14 protein-coding genes are annotated in these 20,570 nt (G+C 60.6%); 10 read left to right on the forward strand and 4 right to left on the reverse strand.

Going from position 1 to position 20,570, the window contains the following annotated elements; translation table 11 throughout:
- The first annotated feature begins 2 nt into the window (after nt 1-2).
- The 3 genes from ACIPL2_RS04370 to yghX all read left to right on the forward strand — a co-directional run bounded on the left by ACIPL2_RS04370 (nt 3) and on the right by yghX (nt 3,762).
- Entirely contained in the window at nt 3-404 is a 402-nt protein-coding gene (locus ACIPL2_RS04370; protein ID WP_401353278.1) for a heme-binding protein, read from the forward strand.
- Nucleotides 405-457: 53 nt separating this feature from the next.
- On the forward strand, nt 458-2,638 hold the full coding sequence (locus ACIPL2_RS04375; RefSeq protein WP_401353280.1) for a malate synthase G: 2,181 nt from the start codon (nt 458-460) through the stop codon (nt 2,636-2,638).
- 236 nt (nt 2,639-2,874) lie between these two features.
- Nucleotides 2,875-3,762, forward strand: a complete 888-nt coding sequence (gene yghX / locus ACIPL2_RS04380; protein ID WP_401353282.1) for a YghX family hydrolase — start codon at nt 2,875-2,877, stop codon at nt 3,760-3,762.
- A 78-nt stretch (nt 3,763-3,840) separates the two neighbouring features.
- Here yghX and ACIPL2_RS04385 read toward each other — a convergent pair whose 3' ends face one another.
- Nucleotides 3,841-4,494: a peroxiredoxin gene (locus ACIPL2_RS04385; RefSeq protein WP_059406483.1), complete on the reverse strand. Its 654-nt coding sequence runs from the start codon at nt 4,492-4,494 to the stop codon at nt 3,841-3,843.
- Between the two features lie 227 nt (nt 4,495-4,721).
- On the opposite strand from ACIPL2_RS04385, the gene ACIPL2_RS04390 reads away from it, so the two are divergent.
- Nucleotides 4,722-8,888, forward strand: coding sequence for a hypothetical protein (locus ACIPL2_RS04390; protein ID WP_401353284.1), 4,167 nt, complete (start codon nt 4,722-4,724; stop codon nt 8,886-8,888).
- A gap of 131 nt (nt 8,889-9,019) precedes the next feature.
- On the opposite strand, the gene ACIPL2_RS04395 is transcribed toward ACIPL2_RS04390, so the two are convergent.
- Nucleotides 9,020-9,337, reverse strand: a complete 318-nt coding sequence (locus ACIPL2_RS04395) for a carboxymuconolactone decarboxylase family protein (protein ID WP_401353286.1) — start codon at nt 9,335-9,337, stop codon at nt 9,020-9,022.
- 176 nt (nt 9,338-9,513) lie between these two features.
- Here ACIPL2_RS04395 and ACIPL2_RS04400 point away from each other — a divergent pair, with 176 nt between their 5' ends.
- The 4 genes from ACIPL2_RS04400 (at nt 9,514) to ACIPL2_RS04415 (ending at nt 15,180) form a co-directional block, all read left to right on the forward strand.
- Nucleotides 9,514-10,887 carry a glutamine synthetase family protein gene (locus ACIPL2_RS04400; RefSeq protein WP_401353288.1) on the forward strand — a complete coding sequence of 458 codons (1,374 nt, stop codon included), beginning with the start codon at nt 9,514-9,516 and terminating at the stop codon, nt 10,885-10,887.
- A gap of 7 nt (nt 10,888-10,894) precedes the next feature.
- The gene (locus ACIPL2_RS04405) at nt 10,895-12,286 is read left to right on the forward strand and encodes an aldehyde dehydrogenase family protein (protein WP_401353290.1); all 1,392 of its coding nucleotides are present in this window, start codon (nt 10,895-10,897) and stop codon (nt 12,284-12,286) included.
- 3 nt (nt 12,287-12,289) lie between these two features.
- A complete protein-coding gene (locus tag ACIPL2_RS04410; RefSeq protein WP_401353292.1) occupies nt 12,290-13,450 on the forward strand; it encodes an iron-containing alcohol dehydrogenase in 1,161 nt (386 codons plus the stop codon).
- A gap of 164 nt (nt 13,451-13,614) precedes the next feature.
- Nucleotides 13,615-15,180 carry an amino acid permease gene (locus tag ACIPL2_RS04415; protein ID WP_401353294.1) on the forward strand — a complete coding sequence of 522 codons (1,566 nt, stop codon included), beginning with the start codon at nt 13,615-13,617 and terminating at the stop codon, nt 15,178-15,180.
- A gap of 243 nt (nt 15,181-15,423) precedes the next feature.
- Here the strand turns inward: ACIPL2_RS04415 and ACIPL2_RS04420 are convergent, their stop codons facing one another.
- Both ACIPL2_RS04420 and ACIPL2_RS04425 read right to left on the reverse strand, forming a co-directional pair.
- On the reverse strand, nt 15,424-16,164 hold the full coding sequence (locus tag ACIPL2_RS04420) for a hypothetical protein (RefSeq protein WP_401353296.1): 741 nt from the start codon (nt 16,162-16,164) through the stop codon (nt 15,424-15,426).
- Between the two features lie 213 nt (nt 16,165-16,377).
- Nucleotides 16,378-17,412 carry a LacI family DNA-binding transcriptional regulator gene (locus tag ACIPL2_RS04425; RefSeq protein WP_401353298.1) on the reverse strand — a complete coding sequence of 345 codons (1,035 nt, stop codon included), beginning with the start codon at nt 17,410-17,412 and terminating at the stop codon, nt 16,378-16,380.
- A gap of 211 nt (nt 17,413-17,623) precedes the next feature.
- Here ACIPL2_RS04425 and ACIPL2_RS04430 point away from each other — a divergent pair, with 211 nt between their 5' ends.
- Both ACIPL2_RS04430 and ACIPL2_RS04435 read left to right on the forward strand, forming a co-directional pair.
- Nucleotides 17,624-18,955, forward strand: coding sequence for an MFS transporter (locus ACIPL2_RS04430; RefSeq protein ID WP_401353300.1), 1,332 nt, complete (start codon nt 17,624-17,626; stop codon nt 18,953-18,955).
- A 13-nt stretch (nt 18,956-18,968) separates the two neighbouring features.
- A complete protein-coding gene (locus ACIPL2_RS04435; protein ID WP_401353302.1) occupies nt 18,969-20,324 on the forward strand; it encodes an amidase in 1,356 nt (451 codons plus the stop codon).
- Nucleotides 20,325-20,570: the final 246 nt, after the last annotated feature.

Here is a 20,570-nt window from a genome sequence, read left to right on the forward strand (position 1 = left end):
CCATGAAAAGCAAAGCCGTACTGAGCCAGACCGAAGTCAGCCAAATCCTCGCCGCCGCACGCACCGAAGCGCAGAACAACCAGTGGGCCGTGACCATCGCGATTGTCGATGACGGCGGCCATCCGTTGGCCCTTGAACGACTCGACGGTTGCGCGCCGATTGGCGCCTACATCGCCACCGAAAAGGCCCGCACTTCGGCGTTGGGCCGGCGTGAGTCGAAGGGTTATGAAGAGATGGTCAACGGCGGTCGCCATGCTTTTTTGTCGGCGCCGTTGCTGACGTCCCTGGAAGGCGGCGTGCCGATTATTGTCGACGGCCAGGTGATCGGCGCGGTCGGCGTGTCCGGGGTCAAGGCTGAACAGGATGCACAAGTGGCCAAGGCCGGCGCGCAATGCCTGAAATGAACTGAACGTGACGCGATAGCGCTCGATAAATACCGTGTGATGGAGATGCAAAAGTGACCGATTTCGTTAACTGCCAAGGCCTCAAGGTGGCGCCTGTCCTGCAGCGTTTCGTCGATTCGGACGTGTTGCCGGGAACCGGCCTGGATGCGCAAACGTTCTGGGGTGGTTTCGCCGCGCTGGTGCATGAACTGGCGCCGATCAACCGTGCATTGCTGGCTGAGCGGGATCGCCTTCAAACCGAACTGGACACCTGGCACCGTGCCCATCCCGGCCCGGTGACCGACATGCCGGCCTACCGCGATTTCCTCAGCGGGATCGGTTACCTGCAGGCACAACCCGAGAATGTGAAAGTCAGCACCGGTAACATCGATACCGAGATCAGTGTGCAGGCCGGACCGCAACTGGTGGTCCCGGCCGTGAACGCGCGTTACGCGCTGAACGCGGCCAATGCCCGTTGGGGTTCGTTGTACGACGCACTCTATGGCACCGACGTGATTTCCGAGGATGACGGCGCTGAGCCGGGCCGGGCTTACAACCCTGTGCGTGGGACGAAAGTCATCGCGTTTGCACGGGCGTTTCTCGATCAGGCGTTCCCATTGAGCGACGGCTCACATGCAGAGGCGTCGCGATACGGCATCGAAGGGGGTGCACTGCAAGTCACCCTGAATGACGGCGGTCAAACCGGCTTGGCGAATACCGCGCAGTACATCGGCTACCAGGGCTCGCTCACTGACCCTACGGCCATTCTGCTGAAAAACAACGATCTGCACGTCGAGATCCAGCTCGATCGGCAGAGCGTCATCGGTCAGGCTGACGCTGCTGGCGTCAAGGACCTGCTGATCGAAGCTGCCCTATCGACCATCATCGATTGCGAAGATTCGGTGGCGGCGGTCGACGCTGACGACAAGGTGCAGGTGTACCGCAACTGGCTGGGCTTGATGAAGGGCGACCTCAAGGAAGACCTGGAGAAAAACGGCAAAACCATCACTCGACGCTTGAACCCGGACCGCGAATACACCGCCGCCGATGGCCGCTCATTGACGCTGCACGGGCGTTCGTTGCTGTTCATCCGCAACGTCGGGCACCTGATGACCAGCCCGGCGATTCTCGACAAGGACGGACTGGACATTCCGGAGGGCATTCTCGACGGCGTCATCACCAGCCTGATTGCCTTGCATGACCTGCAACGCCGGGGCAACTCCCGGGCCGGCAGCGTCTACATCGTCAAACCGAAAATGCACGGCCCTGCCGAAGTGGCCTTCGCCGAGCAGCTGTTCAGCCGCATCGAAGACCTACTGCAGCTCGAGCGTCATACCCTGAAAATGGGCATCATGGACGAGGAGCGGCGCACCAGCGTCAACCTCAAGGCCTGCATCGCGGCGGCGTCCTCACGGGTCGCGTTCATCAACACTGGCTTCCTCGACCGCACCGGCGACGAGATGCACACGGCCATGGAAGCGGGCCCGATGCTGCGCAAGGGCGACATGAAAAGCACCCCGTGGATCGAGGCCTACGAGCGCAGTAACGTGCTGGTGGGCCTGGATTGCGGATTGCGCGGGCGGGCGCAGATCGGCAAAGGCATGTGGGCGATGCCGGACCGCATGGCCGACATGCTCAAACAGAAAGTCGCCCATCCCAAGGCTGGCGCGAATACCGCGTGGGTGCCCTCGCCGACTGCCGCTACCCTGCATGCGCTGCATTATCACCAGGTCAACGTACGCTCGGTGCAAGCATCCCTTGAAACGACAGACTTCGGTGGCGTCAGCCCGGCCCTGCTGGACGGCTTGCTCAGCGTGCCGGTCGTGACCACCGCGTCCTGGTCGGCCGAGGAAATTCGTGAGGAAGTCGAAAACAACGCCCAAGGCTTGCTGGGGTATGTGGTGCGTTGGGTCGAGCAAGGCATCGGATGTTCGAAGGTGCCGGACATCCATAACGTCGGCCTGATGGAAGACCGCGCGACCTTGCGCATCTCCAGTCAGCACATGGCGAACTGGCTGCGGCACGGGGTCATCACCCAGGAACAGACCCTCGAGATTTTGCAGCGCATGGCGCGAGTCGTCGATGAGCAGAACGCCGGGGATCCGCTCTACACACCCATGGCGCCGGACTTTGAGCAATCCGTTGCGTTCCAGGCGGCTTGCGCACTGGTGTTCGAGGGCTGCGCACAACCCAATGGTTATACCGAACCGCTGCTGCATAAATTCCGGCTCGGGTTCAAACAGCCGAGGGCATAACGTTCAGTCACGCTGCAGAACCTGTGGGAGCGGGCTTGCTCGCGAAGGCGGCTTATCAGGCAACATTATTGTCGACTGACATGCCCTCTTCGCGAGCAAGCCCGCTCCCACATTGATTGTGTTTAGCAGGCTGGCATCAGGCTCAGGCCGGTTTTTCTGTAAGCGACTACGCTCGATAGTTGTCGCTCACATTGTCGAGCCTGCAGCCACCGACCTGCCCAGAAGGAAGCGCACAGATGACCCGTCTCACTGCGAAAGACTTTGCCCCGGAATTACTGGAACTCTACGACTACTACGCCCACGGCAAGATCAACCGGCGAGAGTTTCTCGATCGGGCGGCGTTGTTCACGTTTGGCGGTTTGACGGCGGGTGCGTTGCTGGCCGCGCTGAGCCCGAACTATGCGCTGGCCGAGCAGGTTGAATTCACCGACCCGGACATTCTTCCCGAATACATCACCTACCCCTCACCCAAGGGCAACGGGCAGGTCCGTGGTTATCTGGTACGCCCGGCGAAAGCCACCGGCAAGGTCCCAGCGGTGGTGGTCGTGCATGAAAATCGCGGGCTCAACCCGTACATCGAAGACGTCGCCCGGCGCCTGGCCAAGGCCGGTTTCATTGCCCTCGCCCCCGATGGGTTGACCTCGGTCGGCGGCTATCCCGGCAACGACGAAAAAGGCAAAGAGCTGCAACTGACAGTCGATCCTGAAAAGCTCATGAACGATTTTTTCGCCGCCATTGAATGGCTGATGAAAAATGACAAGACCACCGGAAAAGTCGGCATCACCGGGTTCTGCTATGGCGGCGGAGTCGTCAACGCCGCGGCCGTGGCCTATCCGGAACTGGGTGCAGGAGTGTCTTTTTACGGCAAACAGCCAGAAGCCAAGGACGTCGCCAAAATCAAGGCACCGGTCATGCTGCATTACGGCGAACTGGATACCCGCATCAACGAAGGCTGGCCCGCCTATGAGAAGGCGTTGAAAGCCGCCGGCAAGACCTACGAGGCCTACATCTACCCCGGTGCCAACCACGGTTTCCACAACGACTCCACACCTCGATACGATGAGGCCGCCGCCAAACTGGCCTGGGACCGCACGCTGGGGTGGTTTAAAAAATACCTGGCTTAGCCGACTGATCGGATCGGGGATAGACAGCGGTTACCCAGTCAGGCTCAAGGGCAACCGCTATCCATTTTGCATCGGTGGTTACTTCGGTTGCGCCACGGTGCGCAAGTAAGGTTTCACCGTCTTGAAGCCTTCCGGGTACTTCTTCCTGGCGTCTTCGTCAGAGACCGACGTGGGAATGATGACGTCGTCGCCCGGACGCCAGTTCACCGGGGTGGCGACGGTGTGCTTGGCGTTCAGTTGCAGCGCATCGAGCAGACGCAGCACTTCATCGAAGTTACGCCCGGCGCTCATCGGATAGATCAGCATTGCCTTGATCTTCTTGTCGGGGCCGACGATGAACACCGACCGCACCGTAGCATTGTCCACGGCCGTGCGTGAGCCGCCACTGGCGTTGGGGTGAATCATGTCGTAGAGCTTGGCCACCACCAGGTCTTCGTCGCCGATCATGGGGTAGTTGACCGCGTGCCCCTGGGTTTCTTCGATGTCTTTGGCCCAGTCCTTGTGATTACCGACCGGATCGATACTGAGCCCGACGATCTTGGTATTGCGCTTGTCGAACTCTGGCTTGAGTCCGGCCATGTAACCGAGTTCAGTGGTGCATACAGGCGTGAAGTCCTTCGGATGCGAGAACAGGATCGCCCACTTATCGCCAATCCACTCGTGGAAGCGGATCTGGCCTTCAGTGCTTTCGGCGGTGAAATCCGGTGCTTCATCGCCAATACGAATTGCCATGTTCGATCTCCTTGCAGTGACTGAGAGGGAAGCCGTCAGAGCGCTGACTGCTGTTCCAACGGTACGCTGTGTTCTGCGTTGAACCGGTCAACGCGGATCAAGTATAGGAGACGCACAGGAAAAGCTGATGAAAAACGCCCTGGCAGCGGCAGGACGTAGACAGCTTTACGAGCGAGCGCATAATGCCAGCCAGTGTGAGCGGGTGTGCAGGGCACAAGGAGGAACCAGTGTCTTCGGCAGCGTGGCGCTTTGCGTTCCGTATCCTTGTCAGCGCTGTGCTCGCCGCATTGCCTGCGTATGCGCTATTTGCTCTGCTCCGTTTCATCAGTGCCTTGATTGATTTCGACCTGGTCAAAGCGACGATCGAGACCCTTATCAACACTCATCTTGCTTATTTGACCAGCGTCAGCCGATACATCGAAGAGCATCCCACCTGGGCGCCAACGTTGGCCATTTGGGTAGCAATGACGCTCACTGTATTCAGGAGTTGGTCGAAACGCATTGAGTTTTTTGTAGCGTCAGGCCAGGACTTCAGCGCCATGCAACCACTGCCTGGAGCACGCGGCCACGATGGAATCGTACCATGGGTCGAAGTGCCGCCATTGGCAAAACCCTGCGACACTACGTCGGCACTTAGCCCCTATAAGACTTGGGATGACCAGCACGTCGCACTTGAGGAACTGGTCACTTGGGCCAAACAAAACCCGGATACCTGTTCCTGGAAATTCTGGCCTCGCAAGCCCAGTATCCAACCTTTGAAGCTCGCGTTAGTCACCGGAGCGAATGGCATCGGCAAGTCCTCGCTAGGCGCCGAGCTGGGAAATCGCCTGCTGACCGACCACCTCACCAACCAGAAAAACACCGGTGGTGCAGGCACGATCCACCGGCGACAGCTCTCGACTGCCGTGAAGCCATGTCTGCGCGCCGTTCTACCGTGGCTGCGCTGGGACGTGGGCGTCCTCACGTCAGGTGATCTCAATCAACTGACAGCGTTGAGAGTATGGGAGCCTCGCCGCCCCACTTTATTGATCATCGACGAACCAAACACCAAGACATCCGAAGTGCTGAAAGTACTCGCTGAACGTCGCCATGCGTTCTGGTATCCCGTGCGTGTACTGGTGATTGATCAGATGTTCCCGGCCGCACTTGACGACTACTTGCCATCGTCGGCGAATGAGTCCACATCCGCCATCCCATTGCTCTATTCCGAGGCGCTGCGCCTGGGCGAGGTGCATTTCGATATCAGGGCGGTGCGCGCCATGTGGTCTGCGCTATGCGATGAGCAACGCAACCTGACGACTGCGCAACCTCGGGACTTCAATGCTATTTCCAGCAAGCTCTGGAGCACAGACCAAGTGTCATTGCTGCTGACCCAGACCGGCCCAAACCCTTTGCATATTGCGCTGGCGCTGAACGAACTGGTCAACACCCACCAGACAGTTCTCGATATGTGTAAGGCAAACAATAACGACCCCGCCTCGGCAGCGCTCCTTGAAGAAGTGGGTTTGCTGGCGATGAATCACGGCGACCCCACGCCGCTTTGCCATCGCCAGATCAGCGCTCGCGCGGACGATTTGGTGAAAACTTACGACGGTATCCTGCTGCAGCAAGCTCCTGAACTCAGATATGAGGTAATGCGGGCGATTGCGGCGGCAACCGTTGCGGGAGGGCTTACCTTGCCGGAGCACCTCTCGAAGCGCCTCAAAGCGTCAACGCTGGAACAGATGTTTCCAGGCGGGCGGTATCTTCATTCAAGCCAGGATGCGTGGATTCCTCCAGTACGCCCGACGGTGGTGGCCCGGGTTTTTCTGGAAACCTGGATTAATGCGAGTGCAGCACCGGAAGCGGTTGCATCGGATATCGCCACGACCGCGTGGCAACACAATGCTGCCGGGGCAATGCGGGCACTGCTTCGGGGACACCATCTGCCGGGCCAACTTCGCAACGTACTGGAAACGGCCGGCAGCACGCAGGCGCAACGTGTTCCCTGGGCACAAGGCTGTTGTATCGCGCTCCTTAATGATGACGCACCGGCTGAGCGCTTTGTGGCAGCGCTCGACAGGCTCGACACCGAGGAGCTGCGTAGTTTCGAGCAGTGGTTAGAGAACCGGCTCTCGGCGCTGCATCCGCAGCGACCTCACCCCGTCTGCGTACTCATCGTGTTATCACACAGTGTCGCGCGACGCTGCCTGGAGACCAGCGGCGCGCCGTCCTCCGCCGAATTGGAGGTCGCATTCCAAGCGCTCATCCATTGGGCCGTACTGGCCGACGACACCAGCAGGCATCGTTTATCGCGTCAGCGCGAACTGGCGCGCGCGACGGTGACCTTGCTGCAATCGGTAATCACATGGGGGGAAGCGGAGGCGCAAGGGACGAGGCAATTTATCGAACCCTTGCTGAACGAGTATTTCATCAAAGGTCGCAGCGTCAGTCTGGCCATCTGCCGTTTTTTCACTCGCCAAGGCAAAAGTGTTAACCATCAATCTCATCATTGGGCGGGAGACGTCGCCGCCGCCCATGGGCGAATCTTGCCCTATTACTTCGCCTGCTATGCCGCATGCGCCCTCGGTGGGAGGCCCGCCTTGAGGTTGTCGAAAGCGTTGGCCAGGCGTATTGAGACGATCGTTGCGACCCTCCCCGAGCTCGCGGCCAATGCTCTATCGCAGGAGCTGCGGGCGGGCGCTTGGGGATGCGTGGCGATGGCCGCCAGCCAGCTCGGCGGGAAACGAGCCCTGGCACTCTCGAAAAGACTGGCGCTGCACGTTGAGCGCATCGTCACAGCCCATGCAGATTTTGCTACCGACGTGCAGTTGCAAGGAATGCGAGCTGCCACCTGGTGCGCTGTGACGTATGCCGCCAGTGAACTCAAAGACAAGCAGGGCCTGGCGCTTTCGAAATCGCTGGCGCGGCATGTTGAAGCCATCATCACCGCCCATCCTGACTTTGTCTCCAACACGCGATTGCAGGCACGACGTGCCTACGCCTGGCGACTTGTAATGCTTGTCGCCAGCGACCTCGGTGGCAAACGCGCCTTTATGCTCTCGACAGTACTGGCGCACCATATTGAGAATATCGTGACAGCTCAATCCGATTTCGCCACCGACGCGGTGTTGCAGGAACACCGTGCTCGCGCCTGGGAATCGGTAATGTATGCCGCGAGCAAACTCGGCGGGCTACGCGCCTTGGCACTCTCGAAAAAGTTGGCTCGACGGGTTGAAACAATCATCACGGCCAATGTCGATTTCACCGCCGACTACCGCTTGCAGGAACAGCGCGCCGCTATTTGGAGGTGCGTAACATATGCCGCCAGCGAACTTGAGGGCATGCGGGCCTTGACGCTCTCGAAAGCTTGGGCACGACGGGTTGAGACCATCACGACCCAAACTGATTTTGCCTTCGCCGCAGGGATGCAGCGGCTACGCGCCGACACCTGGAGACATGTCACATTTGCCGCCAGTCAACTCGGCGGGAAGCGTGCGCTGACACTTGCGATAGCCCAAGCGCACTACGTTGAGTCGATTACCACAGCCCAAGCCGATTTCGCCAACGACCCACAGCTGCAAGAGCCGCGTGCCGGTGCTTGGGCATCAGTAACGTTTGCCGCCAGCCAAGTTGCAGAAGAACACGCCCTGCTCCTCTCCAAAGCGCTGGCACAGCGAGTCGAGTTGATTGCCACAGCCAACCTCGAGTTCACCACCGATGGTGACCTGCAACTGCAGCGTGCCCGCGCCTGGCGATACGTCACCTCTGCCGCCAGTCGACTCAGTGGGAGGCAGGCGCTTAAACTAACAAAATCACTGGCACGGCGGGTTGAGGGGATCGTCACCGCCCACGCCGATTTCGCCGCGAGTCCTCGACTACAGGAACAACGCGCACGTGCCTGGCAATACGTCACGTTTACTGCCAGTGAAATCCGGGGAATGCGGGCGCTGACACTGTCGACAATACTGGCGCGACACATTGAAACCATCGTCACTGCTCAAGCCCGCTTCGCTGCTGACATTCCGTTGCAGGAGGTACTTGCCGGCGCTTGGTCATCGGTCACTTATGCCGCCAGCCAACTCCGTGGAAAGCGCGCGCTGGAACTCTCGATAGTGCAAGCGCAGTGCGTTGAGTCAATCACCACAGCCCAGGCCATTTTCGCCGCCGACGCGTCGTTGCAAATCTGTCGAGCCACCGCTTGGAGATACGTCGTGTATATCGCCAGCGAACCCGGTATAGAGCAAGGCTACGAAACGGCGATCAAAACCGCATTCCTGGTCCGCCGAATCGTCTTTGCCAGGCGATGGCGCAATTCTGGGTCTTTAGCACTTCAATGGCGCTATACCCAAGAATACTTGTCAGCGATAGGTATCATCCTCGAAGGCCCCGACATCGGGGGGCCAGAACCCTAATACAAGTCTGCTGCGTCCGCCTGTAGGAGCGAGCTCGCTCGCGAAAAACCCGAGAGCAACGGAGTGTCATCCAGCGCTGCGTTATCGTTGACGACCTTCGCGAGCGAGCTCGCTCCTACAGTTAAGGTTGTTCATTTTTCCATGACGTCGTCCGCCCAGCTGATAGCGGCAACCACTGTCGGGAAGCCGATGGTGCTGGTCAGTGCAATCAACGTGTGATGGATCTGCTCTTTCGTCGCGCCCGCCTCCAGCGCCCGTCGTGTATGACTGTGCACCGCGCCCTCGGAGCGGATGGCGGCGGCGGCACCGAGCTGGATCAACTGCACCACTTTCTCCTCCAGCGGTCCGGCCTGACGCACCGCCGTGCCCAAGGCCTCCACGGCGGTCAGGTAATCCGGGTATTGCAGTTCGAGGCGTTGGTAGGTGTTGAGCTCTTTCTTCTTGGCCATCTTCTTCTCCGCGCTAAAGGCTTCGCTCACCAAAACTTGCGTATACCAACAGTAGGCTAAGCTTAGTGCAGCTTATTGCCCATGATGCTCGCGTCTGCAGGTTTTGGTTTTTTCTGGAGAGCGTCTGCAACAGCTATCTCAGATCAGGCCCAAACAATTCACGCAGGAACGACGTGATGACCGAGCCCCTCCTTAGTTTTGATCAACTAAAGCGTGCCGCCGCCTCCGGCGAGATTGATACCGTGTTGGTGTGCATGGTCGACATGCAAGGCCGACTGGTCGGCAAGCGCTTCCAGGTCGAGTTTTTCATCGACAGCGGCCACGAAGAAACCCACTGCTGCAATTACCTGCTGGCCGACGACATCGACATGGAACCCGTGCCGGGTTACGCCGCCGCCAGCTGGAGCAAAGGCTATGGCGACTTTGTGCTCAAACCCGACATGGCCACGTTGCGACGAGTGCCCTGGCTGGAATGCACGGCGCTGGTGCTCTGCGATGTGCTCGATCACCACCATCGGCGCGACCTGCCGCACAGCCCACGGGCGATCCTGAAAAAGCAGATCGAGCGCCTGCGTGAGCGCGGCTATACCGGCATGTTCGCCTCGGAACTGGAGTTCTACCTGTTCGACGAGAGCTACGAAGCCATCCACGAACGCAACTACCACAAGCCAAAAACCGCCGGTCACTACATCGAGGATTACAACATCCTGCAGACCACCCGCGAGGAACCGGTGCTGCGGGCGATTCGCAAACATCTGCAGGCCTCCGGCATTCCCGTGGAAAACTCCAAGGGTGAATGGGGCCCAGGCCAGGAAGAAATCAACATTCGCTATGCCGATGCCCTGACCATGGCCGATCACCACGTCATCATCAAGCACGCCTGCAAAGAAATCGCGCAGCTGCAAGGCAAGGCGATTACGTTCATGGCCAAGTGGCGCTATGACGCCGCCGGTTCCAGCAGCCACATCCACAATTCGCTGTGGGACAAGAACGCCAAGAAGCCGCTGTTCTTCGACGCCAAGGCTGAGTTCGGCATGTCGAAGCTGATGCGTTCCTGGGTCGCCGGCCAGCTCAAGTACGCCAACGACATCACCTGTTTTCTCGCGCCTTACATCAACTCGTACAAGCGCTTTCAGGCCGGCACGTTCGCGCCGACCCGGGCGGTGTGGAGCCGCGACAATCGCACCGCAGGCTTTCGTTTGTGTGCCGAAGGCAGCAAATCGATCCGCATCGAATGCCGCATCGGCGGCGCCGACCTCAACCCTTACCTGGCCTTCGCTGCCTTGATCGCTGCGGGCCTGGCCGGCATCGACGAGAAGCTCACCCTCACGCCCCCGTTCGAAGGCGATGCCTACGTCGACGAGCACTTGCCCGAAGTGTCGAAGACCCTGCGCGATGCGTGCGGGGCACTCAAAGCCTCGACCATGTTGCGCGAGGCCTTCGGTGATGAAGTGATCGACCACTACGTGCACACCGCAAAATGGGAGCAGAAGGAGTACGACCGGCGGATCACCGACTGGGAACTGCAGCGCGGTTTTGAGCGTTATTGAGAGCGCCATGAAAAAGCTTAGTCAACTCATCTCACCGGTCGATGGCCGGGTGTACGCCGAACGTCAGTACGCCGATATCGTGCAGATCGAGCAGGCGTTGGCGGCGGCTGCCGCTGCCCAGGCGCAATGGAAACGTCGTCCCCTGAGCGAACGCGCGGCTTTTTGCAGCGCGGCGGTGGACGCGATGCTGTCCATGAAGGATGAAATCATCCCGGAACTGGCCTGGCAAATGGGCCGCCCGGTGCGCTTTGGCGCGGGCGAACTGCGCGGTTTCGAAGAGCGTGCCCGCCATATGATCGCCATTGCGCCAGAAGCGCTGGCAGCGGTTGAACCCACGCCGGTCGCCGGTTTTCGCCGGCATATCCAACGTGAACCGCTGGGGACGGTACTGGTGGTCGCCCCGTGGAATTACCCGTACCTGACGGCAGTCAACACGATCATCCCGGCGCTGATGGCCGGCAACAGCGTCATCCTCAAACACGCGTCGCAAACACTGCTGGTCGGCGAACGTTTCGCCGAGGCCATGCGCCGCGCTAACTTGCCTGAAGGGCTGTTCCAGAACCTGGTGCTCAGTCATCTTTACACCTCAGTGCTCATCGCCCCGGGAGGTGTACAACAGGTGAACTTCACCGGTTCGGTGGAGGGTGGCAAGGCCATGCAAAACGCCTCTTTTGGCGGTTTTATCGGCATGGGTCTGGAGCTCGGCGGCAAAGACCCGGCCTATGTCCGGGCAGACGCCAACCTCGAACACGCGGTGGAAAACCTGGTGGACGGCAGCTTCTTCAATTCCGGGCAAAGCTGCTGCGCCGTAGAACGTATCTACGTCGATCAGAACATCTACCCGGCCTTCGTCGAGCGCTTCGCCGACCTGACGCGCCAATACGTGCTCGGCAATCCACTGGACGAAGCCACCACGCTCGGCCCGCTGGTATCGCCGAGTGCCGCTGAATTCGTTCGGGGCCAGATTGCCGAAGCCCTGGCGAAAGGCGCGAAGGCACTGATTGATCCGAAAACCTTCCCCGCCGACGCACCGGGCAGCGCCTACCTTGCGCCGCAGGTGTTGGTCGACGTCACCCACCAAATGTCGGTCATGCGCGAGGAAAGCTTTGGCCCGGTGGTCGGCATCATGCCGGTGGCCAGCGACGAAGAAGCCATCGCCCTGATGAACGACAGCGAGTTCGGGCTCAGCGCGTCCATCTGGACCCAAGACCTCGCCGCCGCCGAACGCCTGGGCAACGAGATCGACACTGGCACGGTGTTCATGAACCGCTGTGATTACCTGGACCCGGCGCTGGCCTGGACCGGCGTGAAGAACAGCGGGCACGGCGTGACGCTGTCGCGCCTGGGCTACGAGCACCTGACCCGCGCCAAATCCTTCCATCTGCGCCACGAGATCTGAGCCATGAGCCTGACGGGAAACTGGAATTACCCCACGAGCATTCGTTTCGGTGTCGGCCGCATCACCGAGCTGGCCGAGGTCTGTCGCAGCCAGGGCATCCAGCGACCGTTGCTGGTCACCGACAGTGGCCTGGCGCGTGCCCCGATCACCACGGCGGCGCTGGATGCCTTGCGCGCCGACGGCCTGGGCGTCGCGCTGTTTTGTGACCTCAAGCCCAATCCGGTCGAAGCCAACCTGGGGGGCGGACTTGAAGCCTGGCGCAGCGGCAAACACGATGGCGTGATCGCCTTCGGCGGCGGCAGCGGGCTGGACATGGGCAAGCTCATCGCGTTCATGAGTGGCCAGACCCGACCGGTGTGGGATTTCGAAGACATCGGCGACTACTGGACCCGTGCCGACGAAAGCCAAATTGCGCCGATCATTGCGGTGCCGACGACCGCGGGCACGGGCTCGGAAGTGGGCCGTGCGGCGGTGATCATCGACGAGCGCACCCACACCAAACGCATCATCTTCCACCCGAAAATGATGCCACGCGTGGTCATCAGCGACCCGGCCCTGACGGTCGGCATGCCGGCCAAAGTCACCGCCGGCACGGGCATGGATGCGCTTTCGCACTGCCTGGAAGCGTACTGCGCCCCCGGTTTTCACCCCTTGGCCGATGGCATCGCGGTGGAGGGCATGCGCCTGGTGGCCAACGCCCTGGTGCGGGCCGTGCACACGCCCTCCGACCTTGAAGCGCGAGCGCAAATGCTCGCGGCGGCGGCGATGGGCGCCACGGCCTTCCAGAAAGGCCTGGGCGCAATGCACGCCCTTTCGCACCCGGTGGGCGCGCTGTACGACACCCATCACGGCATGACCAACGCCACCTTCATGCCCTATGTATTGAAGTTCAATCGCCCGGCCATTGAAGAGCGCATCACGCGTCTGGCGGCGTATTTGCGGCTGCCCTCCCCCGGCTTCGACAGCTTCCTGGCCTTCGTCCTCAAGCTGCGCAAAGACATCGGCGTACCGCACACGCTGATTGAACTGGGCGTGGATGACCGGCAGGCCGATTTGATCGCCGACATGGCGATCGTCGACCCTTCTGCCAGCGGAAACCCGCTGCCGTTGACCAAGGCCGGCGTCACCGAAATTTTTCAAAACGCATATCACGGCCGTCTGTAGGAGCGAGCTTGCTCGCGATGGACTCAAAGGCGCCGCGTTTAGTCAGTAAGCACGCGTGATCGTTGACGTCCATCGCGAGCGAGCTCGCTCCTACAGAAAACCAAGGTCGCAGCCTACGGCGGTTCAGTTCGGCCTGTACCAAAACCTGAGAAGGGGCACACAACATGAAGCCAGCAAGCCAGCCCGGCACCAACGCGTCGCACGACGATGACGTCAAGGTGCTGCACAGCATGGGCTACGCCCAGCAGCTCTCGCGACGAATGGGCGTTTTCTCCAACTTTGCGATTTCCTTTTCGATCATCTGCATCCTCTCGGGTGGCATCAACTCGCTCGCCCAGGGCACCTCGGGCGCGGGCGGCGCGTCCATCGGCATCGGCTGGCCGATCGGCTGCCTGATCTCCGGGGTCTTCGCCATGGCCATGGCGCAGATATCCTCGGCCTACCCCACCGCCGGCGGGCTGTATCACTGGGGCTCGATCCTCGGCAACCGCTTCACCGGCTGGCTGACCGCGTGGTTCAACCTGTTGGGATTGGTGACCGTGCTCGGCGCGATCAACGTCGGCACCTACTACTTCTTTTTCGGTGCCTTCGGACCGGCGCTGGGCATGGAAGACACCACCACGACCCGGGTGATTTTCCTGGCCATCCTGACCGGCCTCCAGGCCTTGTGTAACCACTTGGGTATCGGACTGACCGCGAAGCTCACCGACTTCTCGGGTTACCTGATTTTCGCCACCGCCCTGACGCTGACCATCGTCTGCCTGATCTCGGCACCGAGCTATGAATTCGCCCGGTTATGGACCTTCAGCAACTATTCCGGTGAGGCCGGCGGCAGCGTCTGGCCACAGGTCTCGAACGGCTGGATTTTCATGCTCGGCCTGCTGTTGCCGATCTACACCATCACCGGCTATGACGCCTCCGCGCACACCTCCGAAGAGACCCGCAATGCGGCCATGTCGGTGCCACGCGGGATGGTCATGTCGGTGGTCTGGTCGTTGCTGTTCGGTTGGGTAATGCTCAGCGCGTTTGTGCTGATGCTGCCGAGCATGGATGAGGCAGCGAAGCATGGCTGGACAGTGTTTTTCTGGGCCATGGACACGCAGGTCAACCCAACGGTAAAAATGGCGCTTTACGTGGCGATTTTCATCTCGCAGTTTCTCTGCGGGCTGGCGACCGTGACCTCGGTTTCACGCATGATCTTCGCCTTCTCGCGTGACGGCGGCCTGCCCTGCTCGAAAGCATTGGCCTCGGTTTCGCCGACCTTTCGCAGCCCGGTGGCGGCGATCTGGACCGGCGCCACACTGGCGGTGTTATTTGTGTGGGGATCGTCAGTGATCTCGATCGGCGAAACACCGGTGTACACCATCGTGGTGTCCTGCACGGTGATCTTCCTGTTCTTCTCCTTCGTCATTCCGATCGTGCTGGGCTTGTTTACCTACGGCACTTCGAAGTGGCCGACGATGGGGCCGTGGAACATGGGGCGTTTCTGGTACACGGTGTTCGCCCTGCTCTCGATCCTGTCGATGGTGATCATCTTCGTCATCGGCATCCAGCCACCGAACGATTGGGCGCTGTACATCACCATCGGCTTCCTGGTGCTGACGGCCATTGTCTGGTTCGGCTTTGAAGCGCGACGCTTCCAGGGCCCGCCGATTGGCGACATGATCGTCAAGCGCCAGGCGGAAATTGCGGCGGCTGAAGCGGCGTTGAATAAACGGGCCGGAAGCTAAAAACACAACCCTGTAGGAGCAAAGCTTGCTCGCGAAGGCGGCCTTTCCATTCAACATCAATGTTGACTGATATGGCCCCTTCGCGAGCAAGCTTCGCTCCTACAGGGGGTAGTGGCATTGCGTCTTTTGATCGTTCCCACGCAGCATAGGAACGATCACGAGCCCAGGCCAATCCGTTATCGATACCCGTCACCTACTTTTCGGTGGAATGTGGGGCGGACAAGACGGTCATGCCGCCTGCCTTCAGCTGTAATCGAATGTAAAAAGTACCAATCCCTCAATAGGCTCGTAGAACATAACGATCAGGTCTGCGCCCGCCGTTCGGTAATGCCAGCCAGGTACGCTCGCAACGTGGAAAAAACGGTTACCGGCCGGGCTCAAGGGATAGACGATTGAGTCGCCCCGGTCGGCGTCAAGCTCAACGATCTGCATGGGAAACTCAACCGCTTCCACCCAGTTCGCAATGCCGTCGACTTCACCGCCCAACTGCTCCACAAACGCCACGGGATTGTTGGCATCCCAATCAAGGCGGGCCAGTGTGCCGCTGCGTTTGAACCAGTCAGCGGTGGCTGCGAAGGCGATATCCTGTTCGGCGTAATGTCGCTCCAGGTCAGCCCTGGCGCCTGGATGAGGGTCGGCAAGGTCCGCGTTGCCTTCATGAAGAAAGAAATATCGCGGGTCACCGCAAAGACGATAGCGTCCTTGTTCAACCCTGAATCCGATCCAGTTCGTTTTCAGCAAATCGCTGTGATACCCGTCCCACTCGGTCAATTCACCGACAAAACATTCATACGGCTCCAGCGGGCTGAGCATGTACAGCACGCCCGACCATTCAGGGTTCAATGTGCTGATATCGATGCTGAACAAAGGGTGCAGATGTTTGGCCAGCTCCGTTTGATCAGCCACAAAAACTTCTTCGACGCTGGGGAACGGCACCATGCCCTTAGGGATTTTGGTGAAGTCCAGTGCGTGATTGTCGGTCATTCGATTCATTCCTTTTATCGATCTTAATAGTTACTTGGGATCGCGCGACGGACACCGGTCATTCGCGTCCATGGCGCGTCGCTTTAATCATCGCTGGTTTGCGCGCGGAGGTCCTTATCCTGAATGGCTGGGGAATCGATGCGCAAACATCCTCGGAAACTTCGATTGCGAATCAAGGCCTCGCCGACGAAGGACCGTGCAGCCATCCCTCAATCAGCGCGGCTGCAACAGCGAGGAACTCGCCCGCACCTGCAGCTGCGGCGCAAGGATGATCGACTCGGCGGTCTCGCCTTTGATGCGCTTGAGCAGCAACTCCACCGCGTGCCGTCCCATCTGTGCCATTTGCAGGCGCACGCTGGTGAGTGGAACGATGAGTTCGTTGGCCAGCGGGATGTCGTTGAAGCCGACGACGGCAATGTCCTTGCCCGTCTGCAAGCCTTTGTCGCGGGCGGCGCCCATCAGGCCGATGGCAAGGAAGTCGTTGACCGCGAAAAATGCCTGAGGGCGTGGGTTGAGCCCCAGCAGGTACTCGCCTTGTTGGTGTCCGGTGTGGCTGTCAAAAGGACCATTAACGATCCACTCCGGGCGCACGGCCACGCCTTGCTCACGGTAATAGCGAATGAACCCGCGAGTACGGTCAGCGCCGGTGGACGCATGCCGCTCACCCGCCAGGATCGCCACGTCGCGACAGCCCAGCTGATACAAATGTTCGGCCGCCAACCAGCCGCCCAATTCGTCATCGCTGGCCGCCGCGAGATGTCCCGCAATCTGCCGGCTGACCAGCACATAAGGAATGTTCTTGCGAGCGAGCAGATCGAGCAGCGGCTGGTTTTCCCCCACGTGTGAATCCCCGACGATCAACCCGGCCACCGAGCGGCGCAAGGCGTGCTCGGCGCGGGCCATCTGGCGTGGCTGCAGGTCGTCGGTATTGGAGACGAACGTGAGGTAGCCGGCCTCTTCGGCCGCGCTGTCGATGCTGTCATAAATGGTCGCCATCACCAGGTCGGTGAGGCGTGGCATGAGCACGCAGATCTCCTGACTTTTGCGCAATTTCAGGTTGGTTGCTTGGGTGTTCGGCCGGTAATCCAGCTCCTTGGCCAGTGCACGGATTCGCTCCACCACCGTGGCCGACGCCGCTCGCTCGACCTCGGCCGGGTCGCCATTGAGTACCCGCGACACCGTGGAGACGTGTACCCCGAGTGCAGTCGCCATGGACTTGAGGGTGGCGGGGCGAGATTCATTCGGCATGTTTGAGCGTCTTCCACCGTGCATTAATCAGCGCGCGATTCTACCTCAACCGCGATCTCTTCCCGAAAAAAAAACCTTAACCCAAACGATTGACTAAAACTTTTTCCGTCTCTACATTTTGATGACCCAAACGTTTGGGTAAAACAATAAAAATACGCCGGACGCGGCCGACTTTTTGACTTCTGCCATCATTTTGAAGAGTCAGATCCCTATGAAGAGCGCAGCTATTCCGTCTTTCCGCTACCAGATTTTCTTCCTGATCATGCTGATGGCACTGCTCAACTACATTGACCGCGGCGCCATTGCCTATGCCTCGGCGAGCATTCTTCCAGAGTACGGTTTCGACAAGGCCGACTGGGGCAAAGTCCTGGGTTACTTCGGTTACGGCTACATCCTCGGGGCGTTGATCGGCGGCATCCTGGCCGACCGCTTTGGCGCCAAGCGCATCTGGCTGATGGCGGGCGCCACGTGGTCGATTTTCGAGATCGCCACCGCGTTTGCCGGTGACCTCGGGCTGGCCTTCATGGGGGGCTCGGCCATGGCCGGTTTCGCCACGATCCGCGTGCTGTTCGGCTTTGCCGAAGGCCCGGCCTACTCGGTGATCAACAAGAGCGTGGCCAACTGGGCCACGCCCAAGGAGCGCGGCTTCGTGGTCTCGGTCGGGCTGCTCAGCACACCGTTGGGCGCGCTGCTCACTGCCCCGGTCGCGGTCGGTCTGCAAACCCTGACGGGTGGCTGGCGCAGCATGTTCGTGGTGCTGGGCGTGGTCAGCCTGGCGCTGCTGATTTTCTTCATGACGCGCTTCACCAACACCCCCGATGAAAACCCGCGAGTGTCCAAGGCCGAGCTTGACTTCCTGCGCCGCGAACGCGCCGCCGCAGCCAATGCGTCAACCCCGACCAGCAGCGTGGCGCCGGTATGGCATTTCTTCAAGAACAAGGACCTGATACTCAATGCGGTCGGTTACTTCTCGTTCGTCTACGTGACGTTCCTGCTGCTGACCTGGACCCCGAAATACCTGCAGGACGAGTTCCACTACAACCTGTCGTCGCTGTGGTACATGGGCATGATTCCGTGGACCGGAGCCTGCTTCACCGTGCTGCTGGGCGGCAAGATTTCCGACCTGCTGTTGCGCCGCACCGGCAACCTGAAGGTGGCGCGCAGCTGGCTGGCCGCGACCTGCCTGCTGTTGACCACGCTCTGTTTCATATTGGTCTCGCAGGCCCAGACCGTGTGGGGCGTGATTGCCCTGATGACCCTGGCCAACGCCCTCAACGCCCTGCCCAACTCGGTTTACTGGGCCGTGGTGATCGACACCGCGCCGTCCAACCGGGTCGGCGCCTACAGCGGCATGACCCATTTCATTGCCAACACCGCTTCGTTCATTGCGCCCATGCTCACCGGCTACCTGACCGTGCGTTATGGCTACTCGTCGATGTTCGTCGCAGCGGCGGTGGCCACGGCACTGGGCATGAGCGCGATGCTGATGGTGCGTCCCGGCAGTCGGCAAACCGGCCCTTCCCCTTTACCCGCAGCCGTTTGATGGAGTAGTTCGTATGAGCCTGGCGAAGCCTGTTCACGTTGGATCTTTTTACGGTCAATCGGTCGTTGCGCTGGCCGAACGCCTGCGCGCGGGCAGCCTGACGAGTGTCGAGCTGACCCAAGCCGCGCTGGACAACATCGAGCGCCTGAACCCGATCTTGAACGCTTTCGTTCATGTCGATCCGCCCGTGGCGCTGGCCCAAGCGCGCAAGGCCGATCAGCTGTTGGCCCAGGGCCTGGACCTCGGCCCGCTGCACGGCATTCCGGTGGCGGTCAAAGACAATATCGACACGTTCGACCACGTCACCACCTACGGCTCGGCGCATTTCGCCGGCTTCAAGCCGAGCCGCGATGCGCTGTGCGTGCAGCGCCTGCGCGAAGCGGGTGCGGTCATTGTCGGCAAGACCTTGACCCACGAATTCGCCTACGGCCCGACCGGCGACCGCTCGCTGCACGGCGCGGCCCGTAACCCCTGGGATGCCAGCTGCATCACTGGCGGCTCCAGCGCCGGCAGCGCGGCGGCGGTGGCCAGCGGCATGGTGCCGTTGGCGTTGGGCACCGACACCGGCGGGTCGATCCGCATTCCGGCGGCGTTGTGCGGCGCGGTCGGCTTCAAGCCATCGTTTGCCAGCGTTCCGGTCGAGGGAGTGTTCCCACTGGCGTCGAGCCTCGACCACGTGGGCCCGATCGCCAACGACGTCGAGGATGCGCGCCTGCTGTTCGAAGTGGTGGCTGGGCGAGTGTGCGCGCCGGAGGCCAACCCTCGACCGTTGCGGGTTGGCTGGATCAGCAGCGGCAGCTTCGGCCCGGTCGACGCCGAGCTGGATCGGCAGGTTTACCAGGCGGCGCAGCGGCTGTTTGGCGAGGCACTGCAGGACGCGGCGGAATTGGTGCCGCTGGCGGCCGACATGAAAGACACCTTGCTGGTGCTGCAACGCGCCGAGGCCTTCAACGTGCATGCCGAGCGCATGCAGGAGGCACCGCACACGTTCGAGCCGGAGGTGCGCGAGCGTCTCGAAGTGTCGCGTGAAGTCCGGGGCTGGCAATACATCCGCGCGAAGGCGAGCCAGGTACGGCTCAAAGCGGCGATGGCGCACTTGTTCGAGCACTATGACTTCCTGGTCTCGCCCAGCGTGCCGATTACTGCGACAGCCGTCGACGCGCGCGAGGTCCGGGTGGGCGAGCAAGACATCGATGTGCGCGCCGCCCTGCTCAGCCATACCAGCGCGTGGAACCTCACCGGGTTGCCTGCGATCAGCCTGCCGGTGGGGCTGGTGAGGAAGATGCCGGTGGGCCTGCAAGTGATTGCCGCTGCGGGAGAGGATGATCGTTTGTTGCGGGAGATGGCGCAGCGATTCGTGCGGGACTAACGAGCCCGCAGCAACACCGACCTTGTAGCAGCTGGCGAAGCCTGCGTTCGGCTGCGCAGCAGTCGTAAAACCAGCCTACGCGGTGCGTCAGACAGATCGTGCAATGAGGGTTTACGACTGCTGCGCAGCCGAACGCAGGCTTCGCCAGCTGCTACATCTATGGTTACCCCCTTTTCTGCAATACTGTTTTTGATGCGTGTTTGGCTTGCTTTCATCTATCCGGCGTCTGAGTGGGGTTATGGCCCC

The organism is Pseudomonas sp. NPDC086251 (assembly GCF_044746405.1).
Classification (GTDB): domain Bacteria; phylum Pseudomonadota; class Gammaproteobacteria; order Pseudomonadales; family Pseudomonadaceae; genus Aquipseudomonas.

Bases quoted from the DNA above. Each gene is read 5' to 3' on its own strand.
- ACIPL2_RS04370 (WP_401353278.1), top strand. From the start codon at position 3: ATGAAAAGCAAAGCCGTACTGAGCCAGACCGAAGTCAGCCAAATCCTC.
- yghX (WP_401353282.1), top strand. From the start codon at position 2,875: ATGACCCGTCTCACTGCGAAAGACTTTGCCCCGGAATTACTGGAACTC.
- ACIPL2_RS04385 (WP_059406483.1), bottom strand. From the start codon at position 4,494: ATGGCAATTCGTATTGGCGATGAAGCACCGGATTTCACCGCCGAAAGC.
- ACIPL2_RS04395 (WP_401353286.1), bottom strand. From the start codon at position 9,337: ATGGCCAAGAAGAAAGAGCTCAACACCTACCAACGCCTCGAACTGCAA.
- ACIPL2_RS04400 (WP_401353288.1), top strand. From the start codon at position 9,514: ATGACCGAGCCCCTCCTTAGTTTTGATCAACTAAAGCGTGCCGCCGCC.
- ACIPL2_RS04405 (WP_401353290.1), top strand. From the start codon at position 10,895: ATGAAAAAGCTTAGTCAACTCATCTCACCGGTCGATGGCCGGGTGTAC.
- ACIPL2_RS04410 (WP_401353292.1), top strand. From the start codon at position 12,290: ATGAGCCTGACGGGAAACTGGAATTACCCCACGAGCATTCGTTTCGGT.
- ACIPL2_RS04415 (WP_401353294.1), top strand. From the start codon at position 13,615: ATGAAGCCAGCAAGCCAGCCCGGCACCAACGCGTCGCACGACGATGAC.
- ACIPL2_RS04420 (WP_401353296.1), bottom strand. From the start codon at position 16,164: ATGACCGACAATCACGCACTGGACTTCACCAAAATCCCTAAGGGCATG.
- ACIPL2_RS04425 (WP_401353298.1), bottom strand. From the start codon at position 17,412: ATGCCGAATGAATCTCGCCCCGCCACCCTCAAGTCCATGGCGACTGCA.
- ACIPL2_RS04430 (WP_401353300.1), top strand. From the start codon at position 17,624: ATGAAGAGCGCAGCTATTCCGTCTTTCCGCTACCAGATTTTCTTCCTG.
- ACIPL2_RS04435 (WP_401353302.1), top strand. From the start codon at position 18,969: ATGAGCCTGGCGAAGCCTGTTCACGTTGGATCTTTTTACGGTCAATCG.